Below are 22041 nucleotides of genomic sequence, written 5' to 3'. Positions count from 1 at the left end.
ACTACTCATCAGATTGTAAGAAAATTATTCTAGCAAACATGATTGCTTAATCATCTAACAAATCATAAAAAAGGCTCTAGTATGGAAACACATACTAGAGTCACTGCTAAATCTTACATTTATTTACTAAACCGTCCAACATACTCTTTCAAATACTGACCTGTTAAACTGTCAGTTGATTGGCTCACCTCCGTTGGCGTGCCACTAGCGACAATGCGGCCCCCATTTTGCCCACCCCGTGGACCGAGATCGAGCATGTAGTCAGCGTTCACAATCAGGTTCAAGTCATGGGTAATCGTCACGATCGTCGCCCCTCGCTCCAGCAATTGTTGCATCACGTCCACCAGGGTTTTCACGTCAAGCGGGTGCAACCCAATCGTTGGTTCATCAAAGACAAACAGGGTTTGTGCTTGATCGTGATTGAGGTGTTTGACCAACTTCAGCCGTTGAGCTTCCCCACCTGATAAGGTCGGCGTACTTTCACCGAGGTGGAGGTAATCAAGTCCGACTTCTTGCAGGAGTTCCAATTCCCGATGAATCTTGGGAACTTTCTCAAAGACCGGCAAGGCTTCCCGGACATCCAACTTCAAAATATCAACGATCGAGTAACCATGCCATTTAACCTCCTGAACTGCGGGGTTGTAGCGATCACCATGACAAACTGGACATTCCTGTTGCATATCCGGCAAGAACTGGATATCCAGGGTGACTACTCCCGCCCCACCACAGTTCGGACAGGCCCCTTGCTTGTTGTTGTACGAAAAATATGACGGTGTATAGTGCTTTTCCTTGGCTAATGGCTGGTTAGCAAACAACCGCCGCAGGTTGTCCATAATACTCGTGTAGGTAGCCACCGTAGACCGTTGGGTCTTCCCAATCGGCGCCGCGTCCACACTGACGACGGTTTTGACCGGTGATTCTAATTCCGTAACCTGCTTTGGTAAGGCTACCCCGTCACGCTTGGCCTTGATGGCCGGCACTAAGCTGTCCAAAATCAGGCTGGTTTTCCCGGCGCCAGAAAAACCGGTGACGGCACTCAACCGATTAACTGGCAAATTGGCCTGAACATCATGCAAATTGAAGTAATCCTGGACCCGCCAACTAATTTGCTCAGCATCTTGGAGGCTGACCGGTTTACGGGCTAACAATTGCGCCGTGCCATTCAAGTAGGGATCAATCTTGGAGTCAGTATCCTGGGCAATTTGCTGAGGCGTCCCTTGGGCGATCAACTGGCCCCCTTGTTCACCAGAACCCGGGCCGATTTCGATAATCCAGTCCGCTTCTTTGATAATGTCCACGTTGTGATCAACCACCACGAGGGAGTTGCCTTGGGCCACAAGTTCTTTGAATACATGAAGTAAACCCGTGATGTTGTCCGGGTGCAAGCCAATTGACGGTTCGTCCAGGATGTACAAAACACCAGTGGTGGCGGTCCGCAAGGTGCGGGCTAGCTGGATCCGTTGTAATTCCCCCGTCGATAACGTATTCCCGTTTCGCGACAGCGTCAGATAATCCAGGCCAAGCTCCAGGAGTGGATGTAAGTTATCATCAAATTCTTTGAATAATGCCTTCGCCATCGTGTGCATGTCAGCCGGTAATTCGTCCATGATCCGATCTCGCCAAGCCGGTAATTCACCAAGACTAAGGTCGCAAACCTGGGCAATGTTGAGGCCGCCGGCTAATTGGTGCAATAATTCTGGTTTTAAGCGGGTCCCGTGACAGACCGGGCAGGTGGAATAATGGAAGAATTCGCTAATCCGCTTCTGCGCCCGTTCACTTTTGCTCGACTTGGCCGAAGCCAAAACGGCAGCGTGGGCGTTTTCGTACAAGGCGTTGAAATCGTGAAAGACCCGGCCAGTTCCGGAGCGCAAATCCATCCTGTACTTCTTTTCCGGACCGTTGAGGACAAAGTCCTTTTCCTTATCAGTTAGGTCCTTATATGGCACGTGGATCCGGACGCCAGCCTGTTGCGCCACACTCGGCATGAAATTCCGCCCTGGCAAGTGCCAAGACGCTACCGCACCATCCGCCAAACTTAGGTTTTCATCACCAATCAGTTTAGATTCATCTAACGTCCGCACTTGACCGGTCCCATGACAATTCTCACACGCGCCCGTCGAATTAAAGGCAAAGTCTTCGGCACTAAAGGCACTGAAGGTTTCGCCACAAACCGGGCAGGTGATCTTGCCTAGCTGATCGCCCATCTGGCTCATGGCCTGAGCAATCTTGAGACTTGGCTTTAACCGGTGACCGTTCGGGCAGACTGGTGACCCGAGCCGCGAGAAGATTAAGCGAATCACATTTAAAATTTCACTCGTCGTTCCCACCGTGGCCCGTTCCGAAGGAATACTTGGCCGCTGTTTCAGCGCCAAGGCTGATGGAATATGTTTGACGCTTGTGACATCCGCTTGGGCCCCAAGCTTAATCCGCCGTCGGGTATAGGTCGACAGTGCCTCCAGGTAGCGCCGCGATCCTTCTTCGTAGAGAATTCCCATCGCTAAGGAACTCTTGCCGGATCCTGAAAGCCCCGAAACAGCCACAAACTTGTGTAAGGGAATGTCAACATCAATATTTTTCAGGTTGTGCACTTTGGCCCCGCGCACTTCAATTTGGGTCGGTAGTTTTGGCATCGTGATGGCTCCTTTCAAATAAATTCAATTACCTAAATCATTAGTTACCGGTTTATGAATAATTTGAAATGTAGAATTCAAAATTATTATACCCGTTTCCTTAGCAAAAGCAAACGAACGTTCGCGATAATTCTATAAAAATATCGGCCCTAGCGACTTTACACCACGGCTAGGAGCCGATTATTAATATTCTCCTTTCTAACTAGTCATCTTCTTTTTTCCGTTTACCAAGACCGAGCATCCCAGCCAAAATAATTCCCAGCAAGCCTAAGGCCGCTCCAGAATTTTGTTGACTACCAGTTTGTGGCAACTGGTGGGCTGGTGTTTGCGTTTGGTGACCCTGACCACGTGAAGGTTGTGGTTGAGTCGGCGTTGCAGTCTGTGAACCTTGGTCTGACGTCGTTGGGGTTGATGGTTGTGGTGCCCCTGATTGCTGATGATCTGAATTACCAGAATTGTTCTTCAAGTATTTTACAATGACCGTTTGATCATCGGTTGTTGAAGTAACATCTGCAGCCGGTACATTCGCTGGATCCGCAGTGTAGCCCGCAACGGCCTCTGGAACCAATGCTGGCCATTGATCCGTCGTCCAGGCACCGTAAGTAACTTCACCAGTAATCAAATCAACGCTGGCTACCCGGGTCAAGGTGACGGATTGCGTCACCGTCTTGGCACCGCTTGGGAGTTGTTCAATAATGGTCCGCGTAATGGTCTTCGTCAGATCATCCTTGGCCACTCCAGCTGGATAATAATCGCCGCCCGGGTAATCCTTACCTGGGGTGACGTCGTCAGGCAACTTATCCGCTGGCGTCTTGGGATCACTAGGATCAACCGTAATTGAATTATGTTCAACGTGAACAATGACGGTCGGAATCCCATCCGCAGTCGCTGTCACCGTTTGTGGAATCTGTTGTCCCGGGACAACCTTCCAGCCACTTGGTGCTACTGGTGAAACCTTGATAACGTCGCCAGTCTGCCCAGTTAAGGTCGTCGAACCAACTTCCAGATCATCGGGACCAACGTAAGAAATCTTCCCAGTTTGCTGATTTGCAGTGTAGGTAATCGTGATCTCTTCATTTGCGCCTGGATTTTCAACTTCACCTAAGTTGCTATTGGCTGGTGAAATGACAGCAGTGTATCCAGCGACCGTTGGCACGATAAAGGCCGTCCAACCGTTGCGTGCCAATTGCCAACCACCATGCCCCACCACGGCTCCGGTGACTTTGTCAACCGTGACGGTTCTGGTGTAAACAGCTTCCTGCGTGATCGTTTGCGAAGGTTGACCTGGTTCAGTAACCGTGATTTGCCGCGTATAAGTCTGCTTCCAATCGGCTTCTTGAACGCCACTTGGCTTTTCGTCAGACGGGTTAATTTCCTCAGTATCATGGGTCACCTTGATTTTAATCGTGCCATTCTTAATTTGCACTTGGGTCGGCAACTCTTCACCATCCGCCAACTTCCAATTTTCAGGTAGTTGGGCGGTAAATGGTACTTCAGCATTAACACTGCCAGTCACCTCTTGGGTACCAACCACCTTACTTAGATCGTCGGCGTCAACGTACTGAATGGTTTCTGTCCCTTCGGTCTCTTGAACAACGTAGTTATCACTCGCTGGTGTGTAAGTGACTGTGTAGTTGGAACCAAGCAACTCTTGTAAGGCGTCTTGACCACCCTTGAAGTTTACGGAATAGGTCCCTGAAACGGTATCAGCGGTAGGCTGGTCACCCGTGAATGCAAAGTCATCCTCCGTGACCGTTGGTTCCACCCAGCCAGTTGGCATGGTCTGATCACCATAGCTCAGGTTGTAAGCACCCTGCGGAATGGTCGTGGTCCCGGGATACACCTTTGCAGTACCAGTCGTCGTAATCGTCACTGCAAATGGGGTAATTGTATAAATGTACTGACCTGTAGTGCTGAAGGTGTAGTTTAGATTATCATTTTCTAACGTTTTAACTGCGTGTTCGTTAAAAGTAACTTTGTAAGTGCCGACATCAGTTGGTAATCCCGAAACTGAATTATTATCTGCAGCTGTCCAAGTTAAATCGTCTAGTAGGTTCAAACCATTTAATTCAACTCTCTCGCCATTAACAATACCCGTTGCTTTGACATCTGTAGCATTAATAACCATGGTAGCTGGTTGACCATCATAAGTCTTAGAACCAGAGCTCATTAACTCAACAACAGCTTGGGCACGAGTAATCTGATAAATCACATAGGAAGTCTTAGGATCATAATTGAAAGAAACGTCTGGTGCAGCGTTCTCTAACTTGGTTAATCCCTTATCATTCAAAATAATGTGGTAAGTACCGACTACGGTTGGCGGATCGATAACCTCGCCATTAGTATTTGTAAATGAATAGTCATCTACATTAAAGTCAATGTTATTTACCTCCTCTGGTAAAGTGGTTTGGTCTGCTGGTTTGATCGAATAAGCAATACCGTCTGGAATTGTAGCAGCTTGACCATTGTAAGTTTGCTCAATTGATTCGCGGCTGATGGTTACATCAGCAGTCTTTTCAACAGTGGTACTAGCTTCCAGGGCGTGATCGTCCTTAACTGAACGGCTCTGGTCCGGCTGATGTGCTTGATCATTAGCCACTGATGCCATTTTCGTTATCTCTGACGCCGTACTAGTAGTTTTTACCGCTGGACTCGTTTGACTATTGCTATTGTCTTGACTGGTTACCGCCACATCACGCTGGTCATCAGCTGAAGTTGTCGATACTTCATCAGCCTGAACACTCGTAGCCACAACTGCACTGGCTCCAAGAGTCAAGAAGAGCGTGGCACAAGCGGTTATCCATTGCTTTTTAGCTTTATATAACCGATAATTTTGTTGCTTTTCATTGGCACGATTTAGTTTTTGCCTATTTTTTCGCATAAGTTCTCCTCCAATAGTTATTATTAATATATATCTATAATCTTTTATTTAATATATATATACATAACCTTTTATATTATAACGCAAAACATAATGGGATTAAAACATTTCACGCGGTTATCAACTCCCAGCATTCTTGACATCGGCACACTGTAATATAATAAAAAAGACGCAAAATGGAACAATTGTTGTTGATATGCTCCCCTTAGAGTAGACAAGGAAATATACAAAGTTTCCTAATCTATTCTGAGGGGAGTTTTGTTATGTCTAGAAGAACGACAAGGATAGTCTCGAACAGCGTCTAGAAGCAGTGGATAAGGCTCTGTCAGGTAATTACTCATTAGCTAAGCTGGCACGACAATACAAAATTGATAAAACAACTTTCATAAGATGGTGTCAACACTATCAAAACAATGGAATTGATGGGCTTAAAGCTCGGAATAAAGACTTAGAGATAGAGAATCACTTCCTAAAAAAATTGAGGGCCCTGAGAAAATCCAAACAGTAAATAAGCAGAAACGCTATCAAGCGATTCTAGACACTAATGATCATTGGCAGTTGATCACTCAACTCTGCGACTTAGCTCAAGTAACCCGATCCGGCTATTACAAGTGGTTAAATCGATCCGATTCGAAGGAATACGCGCGTTTTACCGCTGAACATGGCATTACCAGAACATGTCCCGAGTTGGGAAGTGCATTGATAACGCCCCGATGGAGAGCTTCTGGAATCACTATAAAGACGAAGCTTACTATGGCAATGAATTTAAAACCTTTGAAGATCTAGTAAAGTCCATTGATCAATACATTTACTTCTACAATCTCGATCGTTACCAAACAAAATTAAGCAACCGATCACCGGTTGAATACCGGCAACAAGTTGCTTAATAGGAATTTGTATATTTACCTGTCTACTTGAAAGGAGGCCCTTCAGCTTTACCATTATTACTTTCTTTTTAGTTGTCTTATTTCCATTTCAACGCATGCACTAATTAAGGTCGCCACGATAATAAAGAAACATTCGTTAACGAATACATCTTTATATGACAGGAACCAAGAATGTCAATCAAAACAAGCAATTGAATTGCCGTTACTTTTTACGGGTAAGCGAAGAACAGTTTTTAACTTAACTGATGGCGTGCGTCGGGGATCAGATATGTAAATTTCGTGGTGATAACGATTTTCGTTAATATCCAAATGTAAGTTATTATTTTCAATAAACTTATGAAGCCTCTCAACAGTCATTGGCTCAGTATCATATGCTCCAATATGCATTGCTTGAACACACAATCCTTCATTAATTGAACAGAACTCAACTTTCGAGAAATTCAGATGTTTCTTTTTAGTAGCTGTCTCAATAGCCCAATTAAAAACTCCTGGCGTAACAAATTTTGGCATCCGAATTAATGAAATAAAGTTAAATGTATCCTTACGCTGATAATCAACCCCTTGAATACAAGGTTGCCACCACATTCCTTCAAGTGGCGGAACAACAAAATCAAAGTAACCAGGGATTTGATATTCACCCTTCTTACTCATCTTAATTGTGTAAGCAATTCCATAAAGGAGTTTAAGTCCCTGACTGTATTCGCCATCTTCAGAATTAGGATCACCTTTCCCCCTCACTGCAATGTAATTCATCGAAGGAACCTCAATTATTGCTGGTTGTTTCCCCGGACAGTAAAGTTCCTTTTGTTCTTTTTTAAAATCATATACCATTTATGTTCTATTCCTCGGTTCGTATTATAACTAACTTTGACACGAGTCTCCCTACGCTAGAGATCATTTACCTGTTTCAATTTATATTATACTTTCTAAATTTAGAACTAGCAAAATGTTAGGACTAAAGTCACCCTAACATATTTAATATTAGGTAATGAAGTTGATATATCGTGGAGCGTTTAAGGCCACATCAAAGACAAGGACGATTATAGTCATGAATTTTTAGTCAGCGCAATTGATGAATACACTGAGTTTTACAATAACAATGGTTACTAAGAATAATCAAACGGCCTAACTCCGATAGAATACCGAAGCCTGATTGTCTAACAATTTTTATAACGCATTTTTGTCAATAAACAAGGCGGTGTTTTATTCAATTATGAACGCCAAATTAAGCTCATCATCCTATCGCTTCCAAGGTAAAAACAAGACCTCACAGAGCTTTTTCAGTTGCTCTGCGGTCAATTTTTCACCGTAAAGAAGCTCGTGAAAGCTATTAAAGAGGTAGCCATAGATTTGTTCTTGGAGCTCATTGACCATTTGGGTATCCTGTTCCTGCTCATAGTACTGGTTGCCAACCGCCACTGTCTCTTCAGCGATGCCGAATAACCGCATCATTTCTCTCAAGACCTTAATTTGGCAGTGAGAAACCCGGTCAGCATGTTTAAGAATCTTCTCAAACTTCTTCGGATAAGCCGGAATTACGACTTTGACTTGATCATAGTTCAAAAGCATCCCCTGCTGTTGCTCCAGGTAAATGTGGTCACGCAATGGTTTGGTCATGTAGTACACCACTTCCGGATTATTGCTTCCCATCGAGGGTACCAAGATGTTATAGCCAGCTACCAAGCCCCGAATCGTGCAAGTATGGGACAGATATTCGTAATATGGCACGGCATACCGTGAGTAATATTGATTTTGAATGGCAAACTCCCGCAGAACCTTGTTCAGTGGTTGGTGAATGACCAAGCCTTGTCCGGTCGTCAGATAGACCCAGGTCTCATGTTGCCCATAGTTCGTCATTAATAAAAAGTTGTCCCAGGTTAACCGATAGTTTTCGACCCCACCGATTGATGATTTAGTAAGCTCTGCTAAAGTCACAGTCGCTGATGGTTGATTTGTCACGAATACAATCCTCCCAAAATTAATATAATATTTTGCCCTCCCCAATTTACGGGACGAACGTTCGGATGTCAATATCTAGCCGTCAAATTACAAAATAATCCGTAAATAACGTAATTTGGCCCGTTTTGTCCGTGAAAATTTCTAATTTCTACAAATTTAATTGCCGAGTGGACAATTTTGACCGCCAAACCGTCATTTTCGTGATTCGTCCCGCTCACCGTTCTCCAGTAACCTATGGATCACCAGGCCTGAGAAATCGAAAATGGAGAACAAGCACATGCAAGAATTAGCAATTAGTGATTACCTCAAGGAGACCTTTGACAACCAAGAATACCAAAAGATCCTCTTCGGCGTCCTCAAGCGCCTGCACATCGACTACTATCACCCGGAACGGGCCGACTTTGAACAGGAAGCACGGTTGGTGATGGCAAACGAACTCACACGACTCGCCCACCAACCAGCCGAACAGCAACCAACAAACCTAAACCTGCACTTGTACCAACACCTCTATTGGCGCCTCCTGGACCAGCTGCGGCGGGCGCAACGCCATCAGGAACGGGAACCGGTCTCCCTCGACCAGTCGCAAGAAGATGATGAAAAGCTGAGTCTGACCGCCCTCCTGTCTGATGAACAGGCCGGGTATGCTTTTGAAACCTGTGAACTGCGCCAGTTCTGGCAACGACTGCTCAAGGAGCTAACCCCGAACCAAATTCGCTATCTCAAATTAGTAGCCAGCGGTTATAGTCAAAAGGAGATTGCGGAACGACTCCACATCTCGCGGCAGGCTGTTAGTAACCTCCGCCAGCGCGTGATTTGCCAAGGACGGAAGTTGATGAAGGAAGTTAAGTAATGAAAAAAGGCCAGTGAGCTCTCATGAATGAGAGCCCATTGGCCTTTTGAATCTCTGAGTATCGTTGTCTTGTCAATAGCTATCCTCAGTCTTTTGCCTGATATTAACGTTACACCCAGTTATCCTAGCACCATTTCAGTAAAGCTGGCGCCCACTTCAGGGCCGCCTTTTGTGTCTGCCCCTGCTGGACCACCAGAACCACGCCATCGAGGTGGCTAACCAGTACCTGGGTGTCTGAACCAACCCACATCGGTGGCACGTCCAAGATGACCACGTCGTACTGCTAATTAAGCCCTGCATCCGTTGCGAATTCAATAATTCCGAAGAGTTGGGTGGCATTGTCCCGGACGTCAAAATTTCTAAATTATCGACCAAGGTCGCTTTGATGAGGTAAAGGCCAAGGTTTGGATTGGCAGCGTTTCTTTTATTTTTCAGTAGTTGATCGCCGTTGGAACAAGTAGGTCACAACTGCAGCACACAGTGTCCAGGCCACTCCAATCAGTGAAACCACCATTCCCAGGTGCAAGCCTGGAATATGGTAGTGCAACCTGACATGATTGGTACCCTTCGCTAGCCGAATGCCGACAAAGGCTTGGTTGGTCCGCAACACCGTTGCCCGATGACCATTAACGGTGGCGGTCCACCCTTTCGAATACGGAATCGAAGAGGTCAGGATTCCTGTCCGGTTAGTGGTAATCGTCCCCGAAACTCGGTTGGTACTGAGCTTCACGTTACGAAGGGCGTGGCGCTGGATCGTCTTGACCTGGCTCCGGTAGCTCTTCCCTAGCCGGACCGCCGTGACTTTAAATTTCAACTGGTAGGTCCCCAGTTTACTTGGTTTGAACTTCAGCTTCTGTGGCAAGGCACCACTGTAATAACCAATATTCATTGTCCCATTCGTGACCTTTTTAAAGAGTGACAAGGTACTTTGCTTTGGTTGTTCGATCGTGGCGGTACCAAACTTACTCTTGACGTTCAGTTTGAAGCTGATGTCTGGTGAGCCATTCAAGACATGGTAACGCCAGTACTTGTACTGGTTAAAGCGGTGGTTGATGTAATCCCCCGGATTAACCGCCATTTCCTTAAGGTGTTGCTGTTCATATTTCAACTGGTCCTTCATTGAAAATGGCGTGTACTTAATTTTGGTGAAGTCAATGTGCAGTTCGCTCCCCTTCAGAGCTGCCCGCGCTGCCTTACTCTTTAAACTTGGGAAAACCAATTGGTAAGTTTCGTCACTATCGGTATACTTCAGATGCGCCGGGTTAACCTGATTCAGCCGGTTGGAAATCAAGACCGCCTTGATCGTCTTGACCGCATTATTGAGGTTAGCCGCCCGCATGTCGCGGACATTCTTTTGACTCGCGTTGACGAGCACCCCGCTTGCTAAAGCGCGTTCCTTAGCAGACGCGGATAAGCTCCAGTATTTCTTCGGACTGATGTAGGTATCTTGCCAGTACAGGAGTGGAAAGGCGTAATTCGTCTTGTAGCGAATTGTTTGTGTCGGCGTCAGGTCAGATTTCTTCTGGGCATCACTTGGTTGCCCCACATCGTAATTGATGACCGGGTCGGTCAATTTATCTTGGGTGTAACCAGCCGGAATCTTCGTCGCGTTATCACCATTGCTCTGGACAAAGAGGTACTTCACCCCAAAGAAGTCATTGAGGACGGTTCGGTCATCCGCCTGCCGGATTGGAATATTCGGCGTGTATTGGATGTTTTGCAACGAATTATTGAATTGTCCCAAGTACTTGTTTTGCAGCGAATAGTATGAATCAATGCTGTTCAAACCGGACGTCAAATCGTTATCCCAGTTCACCCCGGGCACAATCTTGTTTTGACTGATTGTTGAGACCCGGAAGAAGTATTGTTGGTTCAGGCCCTGATCCAGGCCACCGTAGCGGTTCTTCACCATCGCTTGATATTCGCCCCGGTTCAACATCCGAGACGAGAAGCCCCCGTTGTACGGGAAGGAAGCATAAATAGCGTTGAAGCCAGCATTTAGGGTAATCAAAATCAGCAACCAGCGATCAGGATAACGTACTCCGTGGAGGTTCATGATCCACAGGAGCATTAAGGACCCGATTAAGAACAACACCGGCATGAACATCGCGTCGTCGTTCTGGAAAAAGAACGTTGCCAACAGGATCACTAAGTAAACCAGCGTGGCCCAGGTCAAGACCCAGAGGACGTGCTTGCTTAACTGCGGGGCCGCCTGGAGCAAAATACAGATGGCCATTGCCAACGGCAGGTAGATCAGGAGCGTCCACCGGTTGGAAGCCGACATCATCCCGTTGAAAAAGGCACCGACCGCCGGGATCAAGAGCATGACCAAGGATAAGCCCAAACTGATCGTCAAGAGCGGGTATTCCTTGGGTCGTCGGTAAATGTAAACCAAGGCGATGAAGCCAATGCTGACGATCCCTAGGGCTGACCAGAACATGAAGTACCACTGACCCCCGTTGATGAGCTGCTTGGGCAGGAACAGGTAGTAATACAACGGGTAAGTCTTGAGCCCGTTAGCAAACTGGGACCCGGCCCGGGTCGAATTCATGACCGCGTTCAGTTCTGGAATCAGGAGCACTGCTGCCAAGAGGATACTCGTCACCGTTGCAAACGCGAGCTTCAAAAGGGTCCGTGAATAATTGAGCGTCTTGCGGTAGTGGGTTAAAACCCGAAGCACCAGGTAAATTGCCGCGCCAATGCCAAGTACATAGGCCAGGTAGTAGTTGCTAACCAGCATCCAGAAGAAGACGCCGACGAGCGGCCACGCAGACCCATTTTGCAACACCCGTTCAATTTGGACCACAATCAACGGAAAGAGGATAAATGGCGTGGTGAAAAACGGTTGCGCGACACAGGCATACAACAAAAAGGCGTTGACCATGTAGGCGACCGTCCCACCTAAAATCACGTTATCCCGAAAAGCAAAGTGCTGGGCAAAGTAAACGAAGGCCAGGCCGACACAATACATCCGCACGACCAGGATGATCTGGTAAGCCAGGGTCATCTTGCTAGCGGGAAACAGTAGTGAAAGGTACGTAAAGACGTCCCCGAGGGTGTAGTAAGAATAGACTTGGAAAGTATCCGTCCCCAGCCCCATTTGCCAGGACCAAGCCTGGTGCGCACTAAAGGGGTGCCGTAAAAAATCCAGCACTGCCGCCCGATACTTAACCATCAATGGTAAGTGCTGATTTAAAGCGTCCCGGTTCAGGATAAATGTCCGGCCGAAGACCAGGTAGGAACCAAAAATACAGGCCGCCAGCACAATAAATAAGAGCGTGTATTTGAGGTAGAGGCGTTTGACATTACGTTTTTGAAACGAAAAATCCATCTTGCTACTCCATTCGTAGAATTTCCATAAAAAAAGCGCCGGTAAGAAAACCTCACCCGCGCAAATCAATCGGAAAGACAGGATTCGAACCTGCGACCCCCTGGTCCCAAACCAGGTGCTCTACCAAGCTGAGCTACTTTCCGAAATCATTCGTCATTGCTTGCCAACAACGAATAATATCTTACCGTGATCGGGCGTAATTGTCAACGGTGAATTAGGCGTGAATGGCAACCTTGATGATTGCGACCACTACCGCCACCGCAAATAAGATCACGTTAGCGCCCATTAGCCAACGGTCCTTGCTACTGAGCTCCGGTGTCCACAGCGCCGCGAGCGTACCCGCAAGTGCAAAGAGAACCCCCAGGAGGTTAATCATTTCCTGCTGGGCCCCGTTCAAAAAGAGGACCGAGTATAAAATGATGACCATCCCGATGAGACTTAATACCTGTGCAATTAACTTTTTCATTCTCAATCAAACTCTCTTCCCGTTAGATTCTCAATTATTTAGAAAAGCACTGGGCCGCACGAATTGCCCGTTGCCAACCACTGTAGAGTTCAGTAGCTCGTTCCGGTGCCATCTTTGGATCAAAGCGCATACCAAGCTTACTCAACTTCTTTAATTCGTCCTGGTCTTCCCAGTAATCAACCGCCAGGCCAGCTAAGAAACCGGCACCGAGCGCGGTCGTTTCCTGGATTTGGGCCCGGACAATTGGCGTCTGTAAAATGTCGGCCTGGAACTGCATCATGAAGTTATTGCGTGACGCACCCCCATCGACCGCTAACATTTTCAGCGGCAAGCCCGTATCCGCAACCATCGTGTCGACGACGTCCTTCGTCTGGTAGGCGATTGCTTCCAGGGTGGCCCGAATGATGTGTTCACGACTGGATCCCCGCGTCAGGCCAAACATCGCCCCGCGGACTTCTTGATCCCAGTACGGCGCTCCCAGCCCGGTAAAGGCCGGCACCACATAAACGCCGCCGGTCGTCTTGGCATCCACCGCCATTTGTTCTGACTCACCGGCCGACTTGAAGAAGCGGAGGCCGTCACGTAACCATTGGACAGCTGAGCCCGCGACGAAGATACTCCCTTCCAGAGCGTAAGTAATTTTGTCGTCTAGTCCGTAGGCAATCGTGGTCAACAAGCCGTTGTCGGACAGCGTCGGCTGTTCACCAATGTTCATGACCGTAAAGGCCCCGGTTCCGTAGGTGTTTTTGACACTGCCCTTGTCAAAGGCGGCTTGCCCGAAGAGAGCTGCCTGCTGGTCCCCGGCGATCCCAGCAATCGGGATCTGAACCCCGTAGAAGTGGTAGTCACCGGTGTAACCAAAGATGGAGGACGAGGACTGAACCTTCGGCAGCATTTGCCGTGGAATGTCGAGGAGCTTCAGGATATCGTCATCCCAGTCCAAATTGTGGATGTTAAACAACATCGTCCGGCTAGCGTTGGTGACATCGGTCGCGTGGACGTGGTGACTGGTAAGGTTCCAGAGCAACCAGGTATCAATCGTCCCGAAGAGGAGGTCCCCATTTCCCGCCTTTTTGCGGGCGCCCGGGACATGGTCCAGAAGCCACTTGATCTTGGTAGCGGAGAAGTACGAATCAATAACCAACCCGGTCTTGTCATGGATCATTTTCAAATTTTCGGGAGTCGCCAGTTGTTCAGCGATCGGCGCCGTTTGCTTGGATTGCCAAACGACAGCGTTGTGAATTGGTTTACCAGTGTGCTTATCCCAAATGACCGTGGTTTCCCGCTGGTTGGTAATCCCAATCGAAGCAATCTTGTACGGTTGGATTCCCGCCTTGATCATAACTTCTGAGATCACCTGTTGGACAGCATCCCAGATTTCTAGGGCGTCGTGTTCGACCCACCCAGGATGGGGAAAATACTGGGGAAACTCCCGTTGGGCGATTGCCACTTCTTGACCGGCATGGTCAAAGATGATGGCCCGGGTACTCGTCGTCCCCTCGTCAATCGCCATAATGTATTGTTGATCACTCATTGCAATATCCTTTCAATCGTCCATTCAAAAACTACTTAATTGTACAACAAGTTTGGGGTTGGCGCGACTCGTTAGTCATTAGTTGGGCTTACTCAATTCACGCCGGATTGTGGAAACAATTCCCAAGTTTTTCGCAGTAAAGATCAGGTGGTCATTGTACTCAATCGTGGTCCCACCAGTTGGCACGATCCACTGATTCCCCCGCCGGATCCGACTAATCGTGATTTGGTCAACAAAAGGCAAGTCCATCAACGGCCGGTCGGCGTACTTGCCGTTGCGGACGCGGACTTCAAAGAGGCCCGCTTCGGTACTGGTCAGCATTTGGTAAACAGCCGGCGATTCAATCAAGGAACGCAAGACAGACGCTTCAACATTGAACGGGTTGAAGAATTCGACCCCTTCACTACCCAACGTCTCAATTTGCTTCTCATCCGCCGTCCGGTTAACCTGGGCCATGATCACCCGCTTGACACCATGCTGCTTAGCAAGCCGGCTGTACTTAAAATTCTTGTCATCGCGTCGGAAGCCGGTCACCATGATGTCAGTATCAAAATACTTACCGGCTTCGAGTTCGGCCTCTTCCAAGTGGTCGAAGTACTTGAGGTCATCAACTTGACTATTGTAAGTTTTGTAATTCTTTTCATCGTCAGTCACCATCCGAATATCGAACCAGTTGCGTCCTAATTGTTGCGCGACCGGAATGGTCAATTCGTTGGCCCCTAAGAAGACAACCCGTTGACGGATCAAGTCTTCGCGGTCCAGATGGTACTGTGAATTAAAGATAATCGGGGCAACAATGCAAACGATCACGGCCGCCAAAATAAAGGCGTCGGATTGGGTAGCGGTAATCGTGTGCAAGTTCCGCGCCACCTGCAGTGATGGCAGCACCAGCGTAATCGTGGTCACCGTTAAGAAACTCCCGGCAAAGGAGTTGCGGCGGTTAAAACGCAGGTGGTAAACCGGGAAGGCCCAGGCCTTGGCCAGGATAAAGCAAAGCACCAGCACCGGAATCAGCATTAACGCCTGCGGATTCGTGACTAAGGTCCGGAGGTTCAACTTGACCCCGGTCATAATGAAGAAGATCGGGATGAAGAAGCCGTAGCCAATCGAAGTCAGCTTATCACGGGTCGCCTCACTCGGTTCCAGCAGCTTCATGACCATCCCGGCTAGGAAGGCCCCGAGGATATTTTCAGCCCCGACCGTTTCCGCGATAATTACCAAAGTGAAGATCAGGAAGAAGGCTAGCCGAATGTCTAACTGGGTCGTGGCTTTCGTGATCTGGGTAAACCAGATGTAGGGTTGCTTAAACCGACGCAGGAGAATGATCGCCGCGAGCAAGAGCAGAACGATCAACCAAATTCGGCTCCCGTCACCTCCGTTAACTGACGCGTAGACTGTCAAGGCGAACATCGGAACTACTTCACCGAGAACGGCGGTCAAGAGAATCGTCTGCCCCATTGGCCGACTCAAAATTTCCTTTTCCTTTAGAGTGGCAATAACCACCCCGAGGGCGACGGTCGAGAACAGAATGATCGCGAGGAAAACGTCACTGAACAATCCCGTGAACTTGAGGATAATTCCCAGGATCAATGCGTTCACCAGGGTGCCTACGAACGCCATTATCGCTAGTTTGACCGGCGACCAGCGCGGTTGCTCCTGACCGTTACCGGGCTTAAAGAGGTCAAAATCAATCTCCATCCCGGACAGGAACATTAAGATAATCACCCCAAGTGACGATAAGCCGTTGAGGTCCGTCGTCACCTGGACCCAATTCAAACAGCTTTTCCCAATAATGATCCCGATGACAATTTCGGCAACCGCCGTCGGCACCCCCGAAATCTTGAACCGGGCCATTAAAATTGGAATGAGCAGTGCTGCAAACATGACCAGCACCATTGATAACTGTGTCATAAGATCCCTTCTTTGCTAATTCTTCATCAATTTTACTATTAATTTGCGGTAAAATTAAACCAATATCCGCATTTTTAGGAGGAACGTCATGAAAAAATTTTCAGCATGTACCAGTATCTTAGTAGGGAAAAAGGCCTCCATCGACGGCACCATTATGATTGGCCGGAATGAAGACGCGAAGGCCGCCTGGCCAAAACACTTTGTCGTTCACCAACGGGGCGAGCTCGGCACCAGCTTTAAATCGAAGGAAACGGGCCTTAAATTACAACTGCCAGGCCCGAGTTTTAAATACACCGCGACCCCAGAGTGGACAGACAAGGAAGGCCTGTTTGAAGAAGACGGGATTAACGAATATCACGTGGCCATGAGTGCGACCGAAAGCGCCTATTCCAATGACCTGGTGCTTGGTGTCGACCCTCTCGTTGATGATGGCTTAAACGAAGAAGCCATGGTAACGGTGGTCCTGCCCTTTGTGAAAACCGCCCGTGAAGGGGTCCAACGCCTTGGCAACCTAATCGCCAAATACGGGACCGGCGAAACCAACGGGGTGTTGTTTGCAGACGATGATGAAGCCTGGTACTTTGAGTCCGGCGCTGGCCATTATTGGGTCGCTCAACGGATCCCGGACGATGCCTATGCAGTCGCCGGTAACCAACTCGCCATCCAGGAAATCGATTTTGACGATCCGGACAAGTTTATGTACCACCCACAGCTCCGTGAATTTGTCGAAAATAACCACTTAAATCCTACTCCAGACCACTTTAACTTCCGACAAATTTTTGGGACCGCAGACCGTTCTGACGCGATTTACAGTACCCCACGGGTCTGGTCGGGCCATCAAATGTTTAGTCCGCAAACGTCCAGCAATGAAACACCCGAGTCACAGGATTTACCATTTATCATGCGTCCGGACCACCGACTATCGATTTTTGATGTGCAAAACTTCCTGGGTTCCCATTACCAAGGAACCTCCTTTGATCCAGTCGGCACCGGCAATGACCAGGACCGCCACCGTTACCGACCCATCAGTCTCGCGAAGACGCAGGAATCCCATATTCTCCAAACTAATCGGCCCCATGGCAATGATATCCACTGGCTCGCGATGGGAGTCACCGCGGAAAGCTCCTTTATCCCCTTCTTTGCCGACATCAATGCCGTCCCCGCCGAGTTTAAGCGCGGCAAGTTACCCGCTCAATTAAACTCTGCCTACTGGATTTTTAAGCATACCAGTGTGCTAGTCGATAGTCATTACCATGACTTTTTGCCGTTATTGGAAGATGTGCAGGCCAAAGTCAATGCCGCAGCCATCCAATTCATGCGGCAAGTGGATGAGTCCACTAAGTATAAGAACGCGGATTGGGAAGCACGGGTGACCAATCAAAACCAAGCTTTCGCCAAGGACGTTCTGAAACGTTACCAGCAATTGACACTGGACTTGATTACCAAAATGACTGATTACAGTCCCTTGAATTTCAATACTGACGAAAATTTATAGTGCAGCTATTTTGGTGTGCAATGTAAGGAAGTAAAAAAGAGCATCCATCGTGTGGATGCTCTTTTTGATTACCAACTGGCCTTTTTAACACCAGGAATTTGACCCTTGTGTGCTAAGTCCCGGAACGTCAACCGTGACATTCCGAACTTACGCATGTAAGCGTGTGGCCGGCCATCATATTCGTCCCGGTTACGTAACCGCACCGCACTCGAATTCCGTGGGAGCTTGGACAAGGCAATGTAGTCGCCCTTGGCTTTTAATTCACGACGCTTTGCTGCGTACTTCTTAACTAAGGCACGTTGGTGTGCTAATTTAGCAATTTTTGACTTTTTAGCCATATTATCTATCGTCCTCCTTTGACAATCGATTTTTGAAACAGTGGTGGTAATTAAAAATTACGTTTAAACATTTATACCCGTCAATCTCGTAATAATATTATCTCACATTTGTGAAATTATGCAAGGATTTTTACTTACTTTTTGTCATTAATCTTCCGAGCATAGCGGCGGTATTCATTGGCATAATCATGCTTGTGGTTCTGTGCTTCCACCAGCGGTTGGTTATGGGTGTCCACCCGACCAGACCGCATTGTCCGATGGTATAAATCAAGGTATGGTACCCCAGATTCATCCGCCAACCGCCCTTCAGCTGCCCGATCATAGGCAACGTGGCGGAAATTTAATCCGGCAATGCCCTGCTCATCCAGATCTAAAATCAGGTAATGGGCTCTGGTATCCTTTTGCAGGCGGTCCCAACCATTGAATGGTTCACCCACGGAACCGGGGTTCAGGATCTCCCGTTCATCACTGGCGTAACGCAGCAGTTGGTGGTGAACATGGGCGTAGATCGCCACATCGGGTGTCTTATCTTCAAATAACCGATCAAAATTGGTCGAATCCTTCGTTGGAAAGAGGTCCTGACCCAAGTTAAGCTTCGGTAAATTATGGGAAATCCCGAAGGTCAGTGGTCCTTCCTGAACGTTTTGGTGCAGGGGCCAACTGGCAATTTCGTCTAGAATGGCCGGCGCAATGCGCTCACCCACATATTGACCAAGGCGGGCAAAGTAAATATGGGAAGGCTTATCCAGGTCCATCTCACCCCGGGCACCACGCACCGTCAGGTCGTCCCAATTACCACGAACGATTACTTCCGGATTTAATTGTTTGAAAAGTTGCCAAATGGTGTCAATCCCCGGTCCGGGCATGAATAAATCGCCTACAAACCAACTGGCGTCAATGTGCTGGCGTTTGGCATCCGCCACCATCGCCTGAAACGCGTGCACATTCCCGTGCACATCAGAAAATACTGCAACCCGTTTTGTCATCTCAACCGCCCCACTTTTCGCTTATTACTACCACTTTACCATACTTTCCTCACGAATTTTCGCCCAAATCTGGTATACTGGTAGCCGTATTATTTTTTGAGGAGTGATCAATTAATCTATGGATACCGCAGACTATCCCGAACCACTGCCCAAGGGCTGGCATAAGACTTTCTATACCCTCTGGATCGGTTGTTTCATTACTGGGATGGGCTATTCAATGACAATGCCCTTCATCTCGCTGTTTATTAATGAACTGGGGAATTTTAACCGCTTTGAATTGAATATCTATTCTGGACTTGCCTTTGCGATGACCTTCATCTCACAAGCCATCGTCTCCCCGTATTGGGGCAGTTTGGCCGACCAAAAAGGCCGGAAATTGATGTGTCTCCGGGCCTCTGGTGTGATGGCCTGCACGATTTTCATCACCGGGCTGTCCACCAGCGTCTGGATGATCATCGGGATGCGTTTCTTACAAGGGGCCTTTTCTGGTTATATCAATAACGCCACAGCCCTGATGGCTGGTGAAACTCCGCACCGCAAGTCCGGTTGGGTCATGTCCGCCATGATGACCGCGGGGGTCACCGGGAACCTGATTGGCCCGCTAGTCGGTGGGGCCCTCTCCAGCAAGTTTGGTTACCGGATTCCATTCTTCATTACCGGGGGCTTGATGTTCCTGGTCTTTATCGCTACCTGGGTCAATACCAAGGAACACTTTACCCCGATCGATAAAGAAGAAATGAAACCGATGAAGGACCTCTTGCACACGATCCCCAACGTGAAGATCATCTTTGCGATGTTTATCACCACGCTGATTGTGCAAGCCTCCGTCATGAGTATCGATCCGATTGTCAGCCTCTACGTCAAGGAAATGATGCACGGTAAAGGTGACATCGCCTTCGTCGCCGGGGTGGTTGCCGCCACACCAGGATTAGGGAACCTGCTCTCCGCCTCGAAAGTTGGTCACATTATGGACGAAGTTGGTCCAGAAAAGGTCCTGATGGTCGGCCTCATCGTCGCCACGATCCTCTTTATCCCAATGACCTTTACCACTTCACCGTGGATGTTAGCTTTCTGGCGGTTCCTCTTGGGACTAACCAACGCGGGATTAATGCCAGCGGCACAAACTATCCTGACCCTCGACGTCCCAGACGAAGCCTTTGGGCGGATCTTCTCATACAACCAGTCCTTCCAAGCGGCTGGTTCGGTCTTTGGGGCCCTGCTGGGGTCACTCATCTCCGGGATCTCGACTTATTCGATGGTCTTCGCCTTGACTGGTGCCACCCTCTTCATTAACATTTGGATTGTACTTGCTTGTCGAAGTCGGAAGCAAGCCTAATTATTTACATAATTGAAAATGCCCCCAAAGCATTGAACCGCTTTGGGGGCATTTTTAGCTAACAACATTTATTTTTCACTTTGGTCCTGGTCATCAGTCGCCTTCTCCTTGGTTGGCTTTTGAATTTGAACCACCCGGAATTCACTGACGTACTCGTTTTGAACCTCCGTTGGCGTGAAGGAGAAGTCGCCGAGGCGGATTGGCCGATCTAACTTCAACGGGTATTCCTCTTCCAGGAAGTACCCCGTCAAAGTAGCGACGTCCTTATCATCAAATTGGGGAATATCAACTTTAAAGTAACGTTCAAAGTCCGACAAAGGCGTCTTTCCGGAGACTTTAAAGACCCGGTTACCCTTCTTGTCCGTTCCCTGTTTTTCGATCATGTCGGCGGAAACGTGGTCAATTTCTTCCCGGACGTTGCCGAACATTTCTTCATAGATATCCTTATCGGTAACGATCCCAGAAGTCCCACCGTATTCGTCTTGGACCACCGCAATCGGGGCTTCCTTCCGCATCATCTTGCGCAGGACTTCGGATAATGCTTCCCCTTCGTAAACCACCGGAATTTTCCGAATGATTTCGCGAATTGAAGACTTGGGATTAATCTGGTTTTGCCGCATGATATCGTACCCGAAGATGTAACCCACGATGTGGTCCTTATCATTATTTTGTACCACTGGGTAACGGGTAAACCGCTTGGTGAAGTAGAGGTGCGCCGCTTCTTTGATTGTAGCATTGCGGTCAATCACTTCGAGTTGGGTCCGGTCCACCATGATGTCAGCCGCGGTCTTATCATTCATTTCAAAGGCCCGCTGCATGAAGGTAACGTCATCCTTGTCCATTTCTCCCGCCTCTTGTGATTGTTGGGAAAGACTAAGGATTTCATTTTGGGAATAGGTATCCTCTTCAGGTTGGGCATTAAAACCGAGGGCCTTAGTGATCCCACCGGCAACCACCGCAAACAACCACACGAATGGGTAAAAGATCAGATGGAAGAACTGGACCGGGTGCACGATTGCTAACAAGATTGGCACCGGCCGGTCAATCGCCATGTTCTTCGGCACGAGGTCGGTGAAGACCGCGTGGAAGAAGGTAAAGATCAGCACCCCAATAATTGGTGCCAGCGGCTTTAAGATATCAGCGGGAATGAACTTGAGCTTTAACAATAAATCGGTAATGAATTCATCACCAATCCACCCTAAGACCAGGGAGGTCATAGTAACCCCCACCTGCGCGGTGGACAGGTATTCGGACATATTCCCGACCATGTGCTCGGCCTTTTTAACCACCTTGGTTTGCTTCATTTCCTGAAGCTCACTTGGCCGGACCTTGACCACTGAATACTCTAACAGGGTAAAGAGGGCCGCTAACAGTAAAATTACGACGATAATTAATAAACGTATCCAATAGGATTCCATATATTTCGTTCACACCTTT

The 22041-nt window shown here is 48.1% G+C and carries 16 protein-coding genes, 1 tRNA gene and 1 pseudogene; 5 read left to right on the top strand and 13 right to left on the bottom strand.

Annotation, left to right across the window (positions count from 1 at the left end):
• Positions 1 to 119: 119 nt before the first annotated feature.
• Together NFR43_RS03245 and NFR43_RS03240 are read right to left on the bottom strand one after the other, a co-directional pair.
• Positions 120 to 2630 (bottom strand): ATP-binding cassette domain-containing protein, encoded by a 2511-nt coding sequence (locus NFR43_RS03245; RefSeq protein WP_251546457.1) that lies wholly within the window; start codon positions 2628 to 2630, stop codon positions 120 to 122.
• A gap of 202 nt (positions 2631 to 2832) precedes the next feature.
• Positions 2833 to 5511, bottom strand: coding sequence for a mucin-binding protein (locus NFR43_RS03240; RefSeq protein ID WP_251546455.1), 2679 nt, complete (start codon positions 5509 to 5511; stop codon positions 2833 to 2835).
• A 298-nt stretch (positions 5512 to 5809) separates the two neighbouring features.
• On the opposite strand from NFR43_RS03240, the pseudogene NFR43_RS08560 reads away from it, so the two are divergent.
• A pseudogene (locus NFR43_RS08560) lies at positions 5810 to 6019 on the top strand (transposase); the annotation flags it as partial.
• A gap of 169 nt (positions 6020 to 6188) precedes the next feature.
• Entirely contained in the window at positions 6189 to 6398 is a 210-nt protein-coding gene (locus tag NFR43_RS03235) for an IS3 family transposase (protein WP_275087096.1), read from the top strand.
• Between the two features lie 174 nt (positions 6399 to 6572).
• Here NFR43_RS03235 and NFR43_RS03230 read toward each other — a convergent pair whose 3' ends face one another.
• Together NFR43_RS03230 and NFR43_RS03225 are read right to left on the bottom strand one after the other, a co-directional pair.
• The gene (locus NFR43_RS03230) at positions 6573 to 7229 is read right to left on the bottom strand and encodes a GyrI-like domain-containing protein (protein ID WP_251546451.1); all 657 of its coding nucleotides are present in this window, start codon (positions 7227 to 7229) and stop codon (positions 6573 to 6575) included.
• Positions 7230 to 7637: 408 nt separating this feature from the next.
• Entirely contained in the window at positions 7638 to 8357 is a 720-nt protein-coding gene (locus NFR43_RS03225; protein WP_251546449.1) for a hypothetical protein, read from the bottom strand.
• A gap of 277 nt (positions 8358 to 8634) precedes the next feature.
• On the opposite strand from NFR43_RS03225, the gene NFR43_RS03220 reads away from it, so the two are divergent.
• Positions 8635 to 9207, top strand: a complete 573-nt coding sequence (locus NFR43_RS03220) for a helix-turn-helix domain-containing protein (protein WP_251546447.1) — start codon at positions 8635 to 8637, stop codon at positions 9205 to 9207.
• A gap of 124 nt (positions 9208 to 9331) precedes the next feature.
• Here NFR43_RS03220 and NFR43_RS08530 read toward each other — a convergent pair whose 3' ends face one another.
• The 6 genes from NFR43_RS08530 to NFR43_RS03190 all read right to left on the bottom strand — a co-directional run bounded on the left by NFR43_RS08530 (position 9332) and on the right by NFR43_RS03190 (position 16449).
• A complete protein-coding gene (locus NFR43_RS08530; RefSeq protein WP_309295930.1) occupies positions 9332 to 9457 on the bottom strand; it encodes a hypothetical protein in 126 nt (41 codons plus the stop codon).
• 174 nt (positions 9458 to 9631) lie between these two features.
• Entirely contained in the window at positions 9632 to 12538 is a 2907-nt protein-coding gene (locus tag NFR43_RS03210; protein ID WP_251546444.1) for a YfhO family protein, read from the bottom strand.
• Positions 12539 to 12607: 69 nt separating this feature from the next.
• A tRNA-Pro gene (locus tag NFR43_RS03205) sits at positions 12608 to 12681 on the bottom strand.
• Positions 12682 to 12752: 71 nt separating this feature from the next.
• The gene (locus NFR43_RS03200; protein WP_251546442.1) at positions 12753 to 13004 is read right to left on the bottom strand and encodes a hypothetical protein; all 252 of its coding nucleotides are present in this window, start codon (positions 13002 to 13004) and stop codon (positions 12753 to 12755) included.
• 34 nt (positions 13005 to 13038) lie between these two features.
• Positions 13039 to 14538, bottom strand: a complete 1500-nt coding sequence (glpK, locus tag NFR43_RS03195; RefSeq protein ID WP_251546440.1) for a glycerol kinase GlpK — start codon at positions 14536 to 14538, stop codon at positions 13039 to 13041.
• A 78-nt stretch (positions 14539 to 14616) separates the two neighbouring features.
• Positions 14617 to 16449 (bottom strand): monovalent cation:proton antiporter family protein, encoded by a 1833-nt coding sequence (locus tag NFR43_RS03190; RefSeq protein WP_251546438.1) that lies wholly within the window; start codon positions 16447 to 16449, stop codon positions 14617 to 14619.
• An 88-nt stretch (positions 16450 to 16537) separates the two neighbouring features.
• On the opposite strand from NFR43_RS03190, the gene NFR43_RS03185 reads away from it, so the two are divergent.
• Entirely contained in the window at positions 16538 to 17944 is a 1407-nt protein-coding gene (locus NFR43_RS03185; protein ID WP_251546436.1) for a C69 family dipeptidase, read from the top strand.
• A gap of 68 nt (positions 17945 to 18012) precedes the next feature.
• On the opposite strand, the gene rpsN is transcribed toward NFR43_RS03185, so the two are convergent.
• The gene (gene rpsN, locus NFR43_RS03180) at positions 18013 to 18282 is read right to left on the bottom strand and encodes a 30S ribosomal protein S14 (RefSeq protein ID WP_251546434.1); all 270 of its coding nucleotides are present in this window, start codon (positions 18280 to 18282) and stop codon (positions 18013 to 18015) included.
• A 134-nt stretch (positions 18283 to 18416) separates the two neighbouring features.
• Positions 18417 to 19268: a metallophosphoesterase family protein gene (locus NFR43_RS03175; protein WP_251546432.1), complete on the bottom strand. Its 852-nt coding sequence runs from the start codon at positions 19266 to 19268 to the stop codon at positions 18417 to 18419.
• A 118-nt stretch (positions 19269 to 19386) separates the two neighbouring features.
• On the opposite strand from NFR43_RS03175, the gene NFR43_RS03170 reads away from it, so the two are divergent.
• Positions 19387 to 20604, top strand: coding sequence for an MFS transporter (locus NFR43_RS03170; protein ID WP_251546431.1), 1218 nt, complete (start codon positions 19387 to 19389; stop codon positions 20602 to 20604).
• A gap of 68 nt (positions 20605 to 20672) precedes the next feature.
• Here NFR43_RS03170 and NFR43_RS03165 read toward each other — a convergent pair whose 3' ends face one another.
• Positions 20673 to 22022 carry a hemolysin family protein gene (locus NFR43_RS03165; RefSeq protein WP_251546430.1) on the bottom strand — a complete coding sequence of 450 codons (1350 nt, stop codon included), beginning with the start codon at positions 22020 to 22022 and terminating at the stop codon, positions 20673 to 20675.
• Positions 22023 to 22041: the final 19 nt, after the last annotated feature.

The organism is Limosilactobacillus caecicola (genome assembly GCF_943192935.1).
Lineage (GTDB): Bacteria > Bacillota > Bacilli > Lactobacillales > Lactobacillaceae > Limosilactobacillus > Limosilactobacillus caecicola.
The sequence above is the reverse complement of the archived record's forward strand: the minus strand, read 5'-3'. Positions and strand labels throughout refer to the sequence as shown.

Coding starts and splice junctions, on each gene's coding strand:
- NFR43_RS03245 (WP_251546457.1), bottom strand. CDS start 2,630: ATGCCAAAACTACCGACCCAAATTGAAGTGCGCGGGGCCAAAGTGCAC.
- NFR43_RS03240 (WP_251546455.1), bottom strand. CDS start 5,511: ATGCGAAAAAATAGGCAAAAACTAAATCGTGCCAATGAAAAGCAACAA.
- NFR43_RS03235 (WP_275087096.1), top strand. CDS start 6,189: ATGTCCCGAGTTGGGAAGTGCATTGATAACGCCCCGATGGAGAGCTTC.
- NFR43_RS03230 (WP_251546451.1), bottom strand. CDS start 7,229: ATGGTATATGATTTTAAAAAAGAACAAAAGGAACTTTACTGTCCGGGG.
- NFR43_RS03220 (WP_251546447.1), top strand. CDS start 8,635: ATGCAAGAATTAGCAATTAGTGATTACCTCAAGGAGACCTTTGACAAC.
- NFR43_RS08530 (WP_309295930.1), bottom strand. CDS start 9,457: ATGTGGGTTGGTTCAGACACCCAGGTACTGGTTAGCCACCTCGATGGC.
- NFR43_RS03210 (WP_251546444.1), bottom strand. CDS start 12,538: ATGGATTTTTCGTTTCAAAAACGTAATGTCAAACGCCTCTACCTCAAA.
- NFR43_RS03200 (WP_251546442.1), bottom strand. CDS start 13,004: ATGAAAAAGTTAATTGCACAGGTATTAAGTCTCATCGGGATGGTCATC.
- glpK (WP_251546440.1), bottom strand. CDS start 14,538: ATGAGTGATCAACAATACATTATGGCGATTGACGAGGGGACGACGAGT.
- NFR43_RS03190 (WP_251546438.1), bottom strand. CDS start 16,449: ATGACACAGTTATCAATGGTGCTGGTCATGTTTGCAGCACTGCTCATT.
- NFR43_RS03185 (WP_251546436.1), top strand. CDS start 16,538: ATGAAAAAATTTTCAGCATGTACCAGTATCTTAGTAGGGAAAAAGGCC.
- rpsN (WP_251546434.1), bottom strand. CDS start 18,282: ATGGCTAAAAAGTCAAAAATTGCTAAATTAGCACACCAACGTGCCTTA.
- NFR43_RS03175 (WP_251546432.1), bottom strand. CDS start 19,268: ATGACAAAACGGGTTGCAGTATTTTCTGATGTGCACGGGAATGTGCAC.
- NFR43_RS03170 (WP_251546431.1), top strand. CDS start 19,387: ATGGATACCGCAGACTATCCCGAACCACTGCCCAAGGGCTGGCATAAG.
- NFR43_RS03165 (WP_251546430.1), bottom strand. CDS start 22,022: ATGGAATCCTATTGGATACGTTTATTAATTATCGTCGTAATTTTACTG.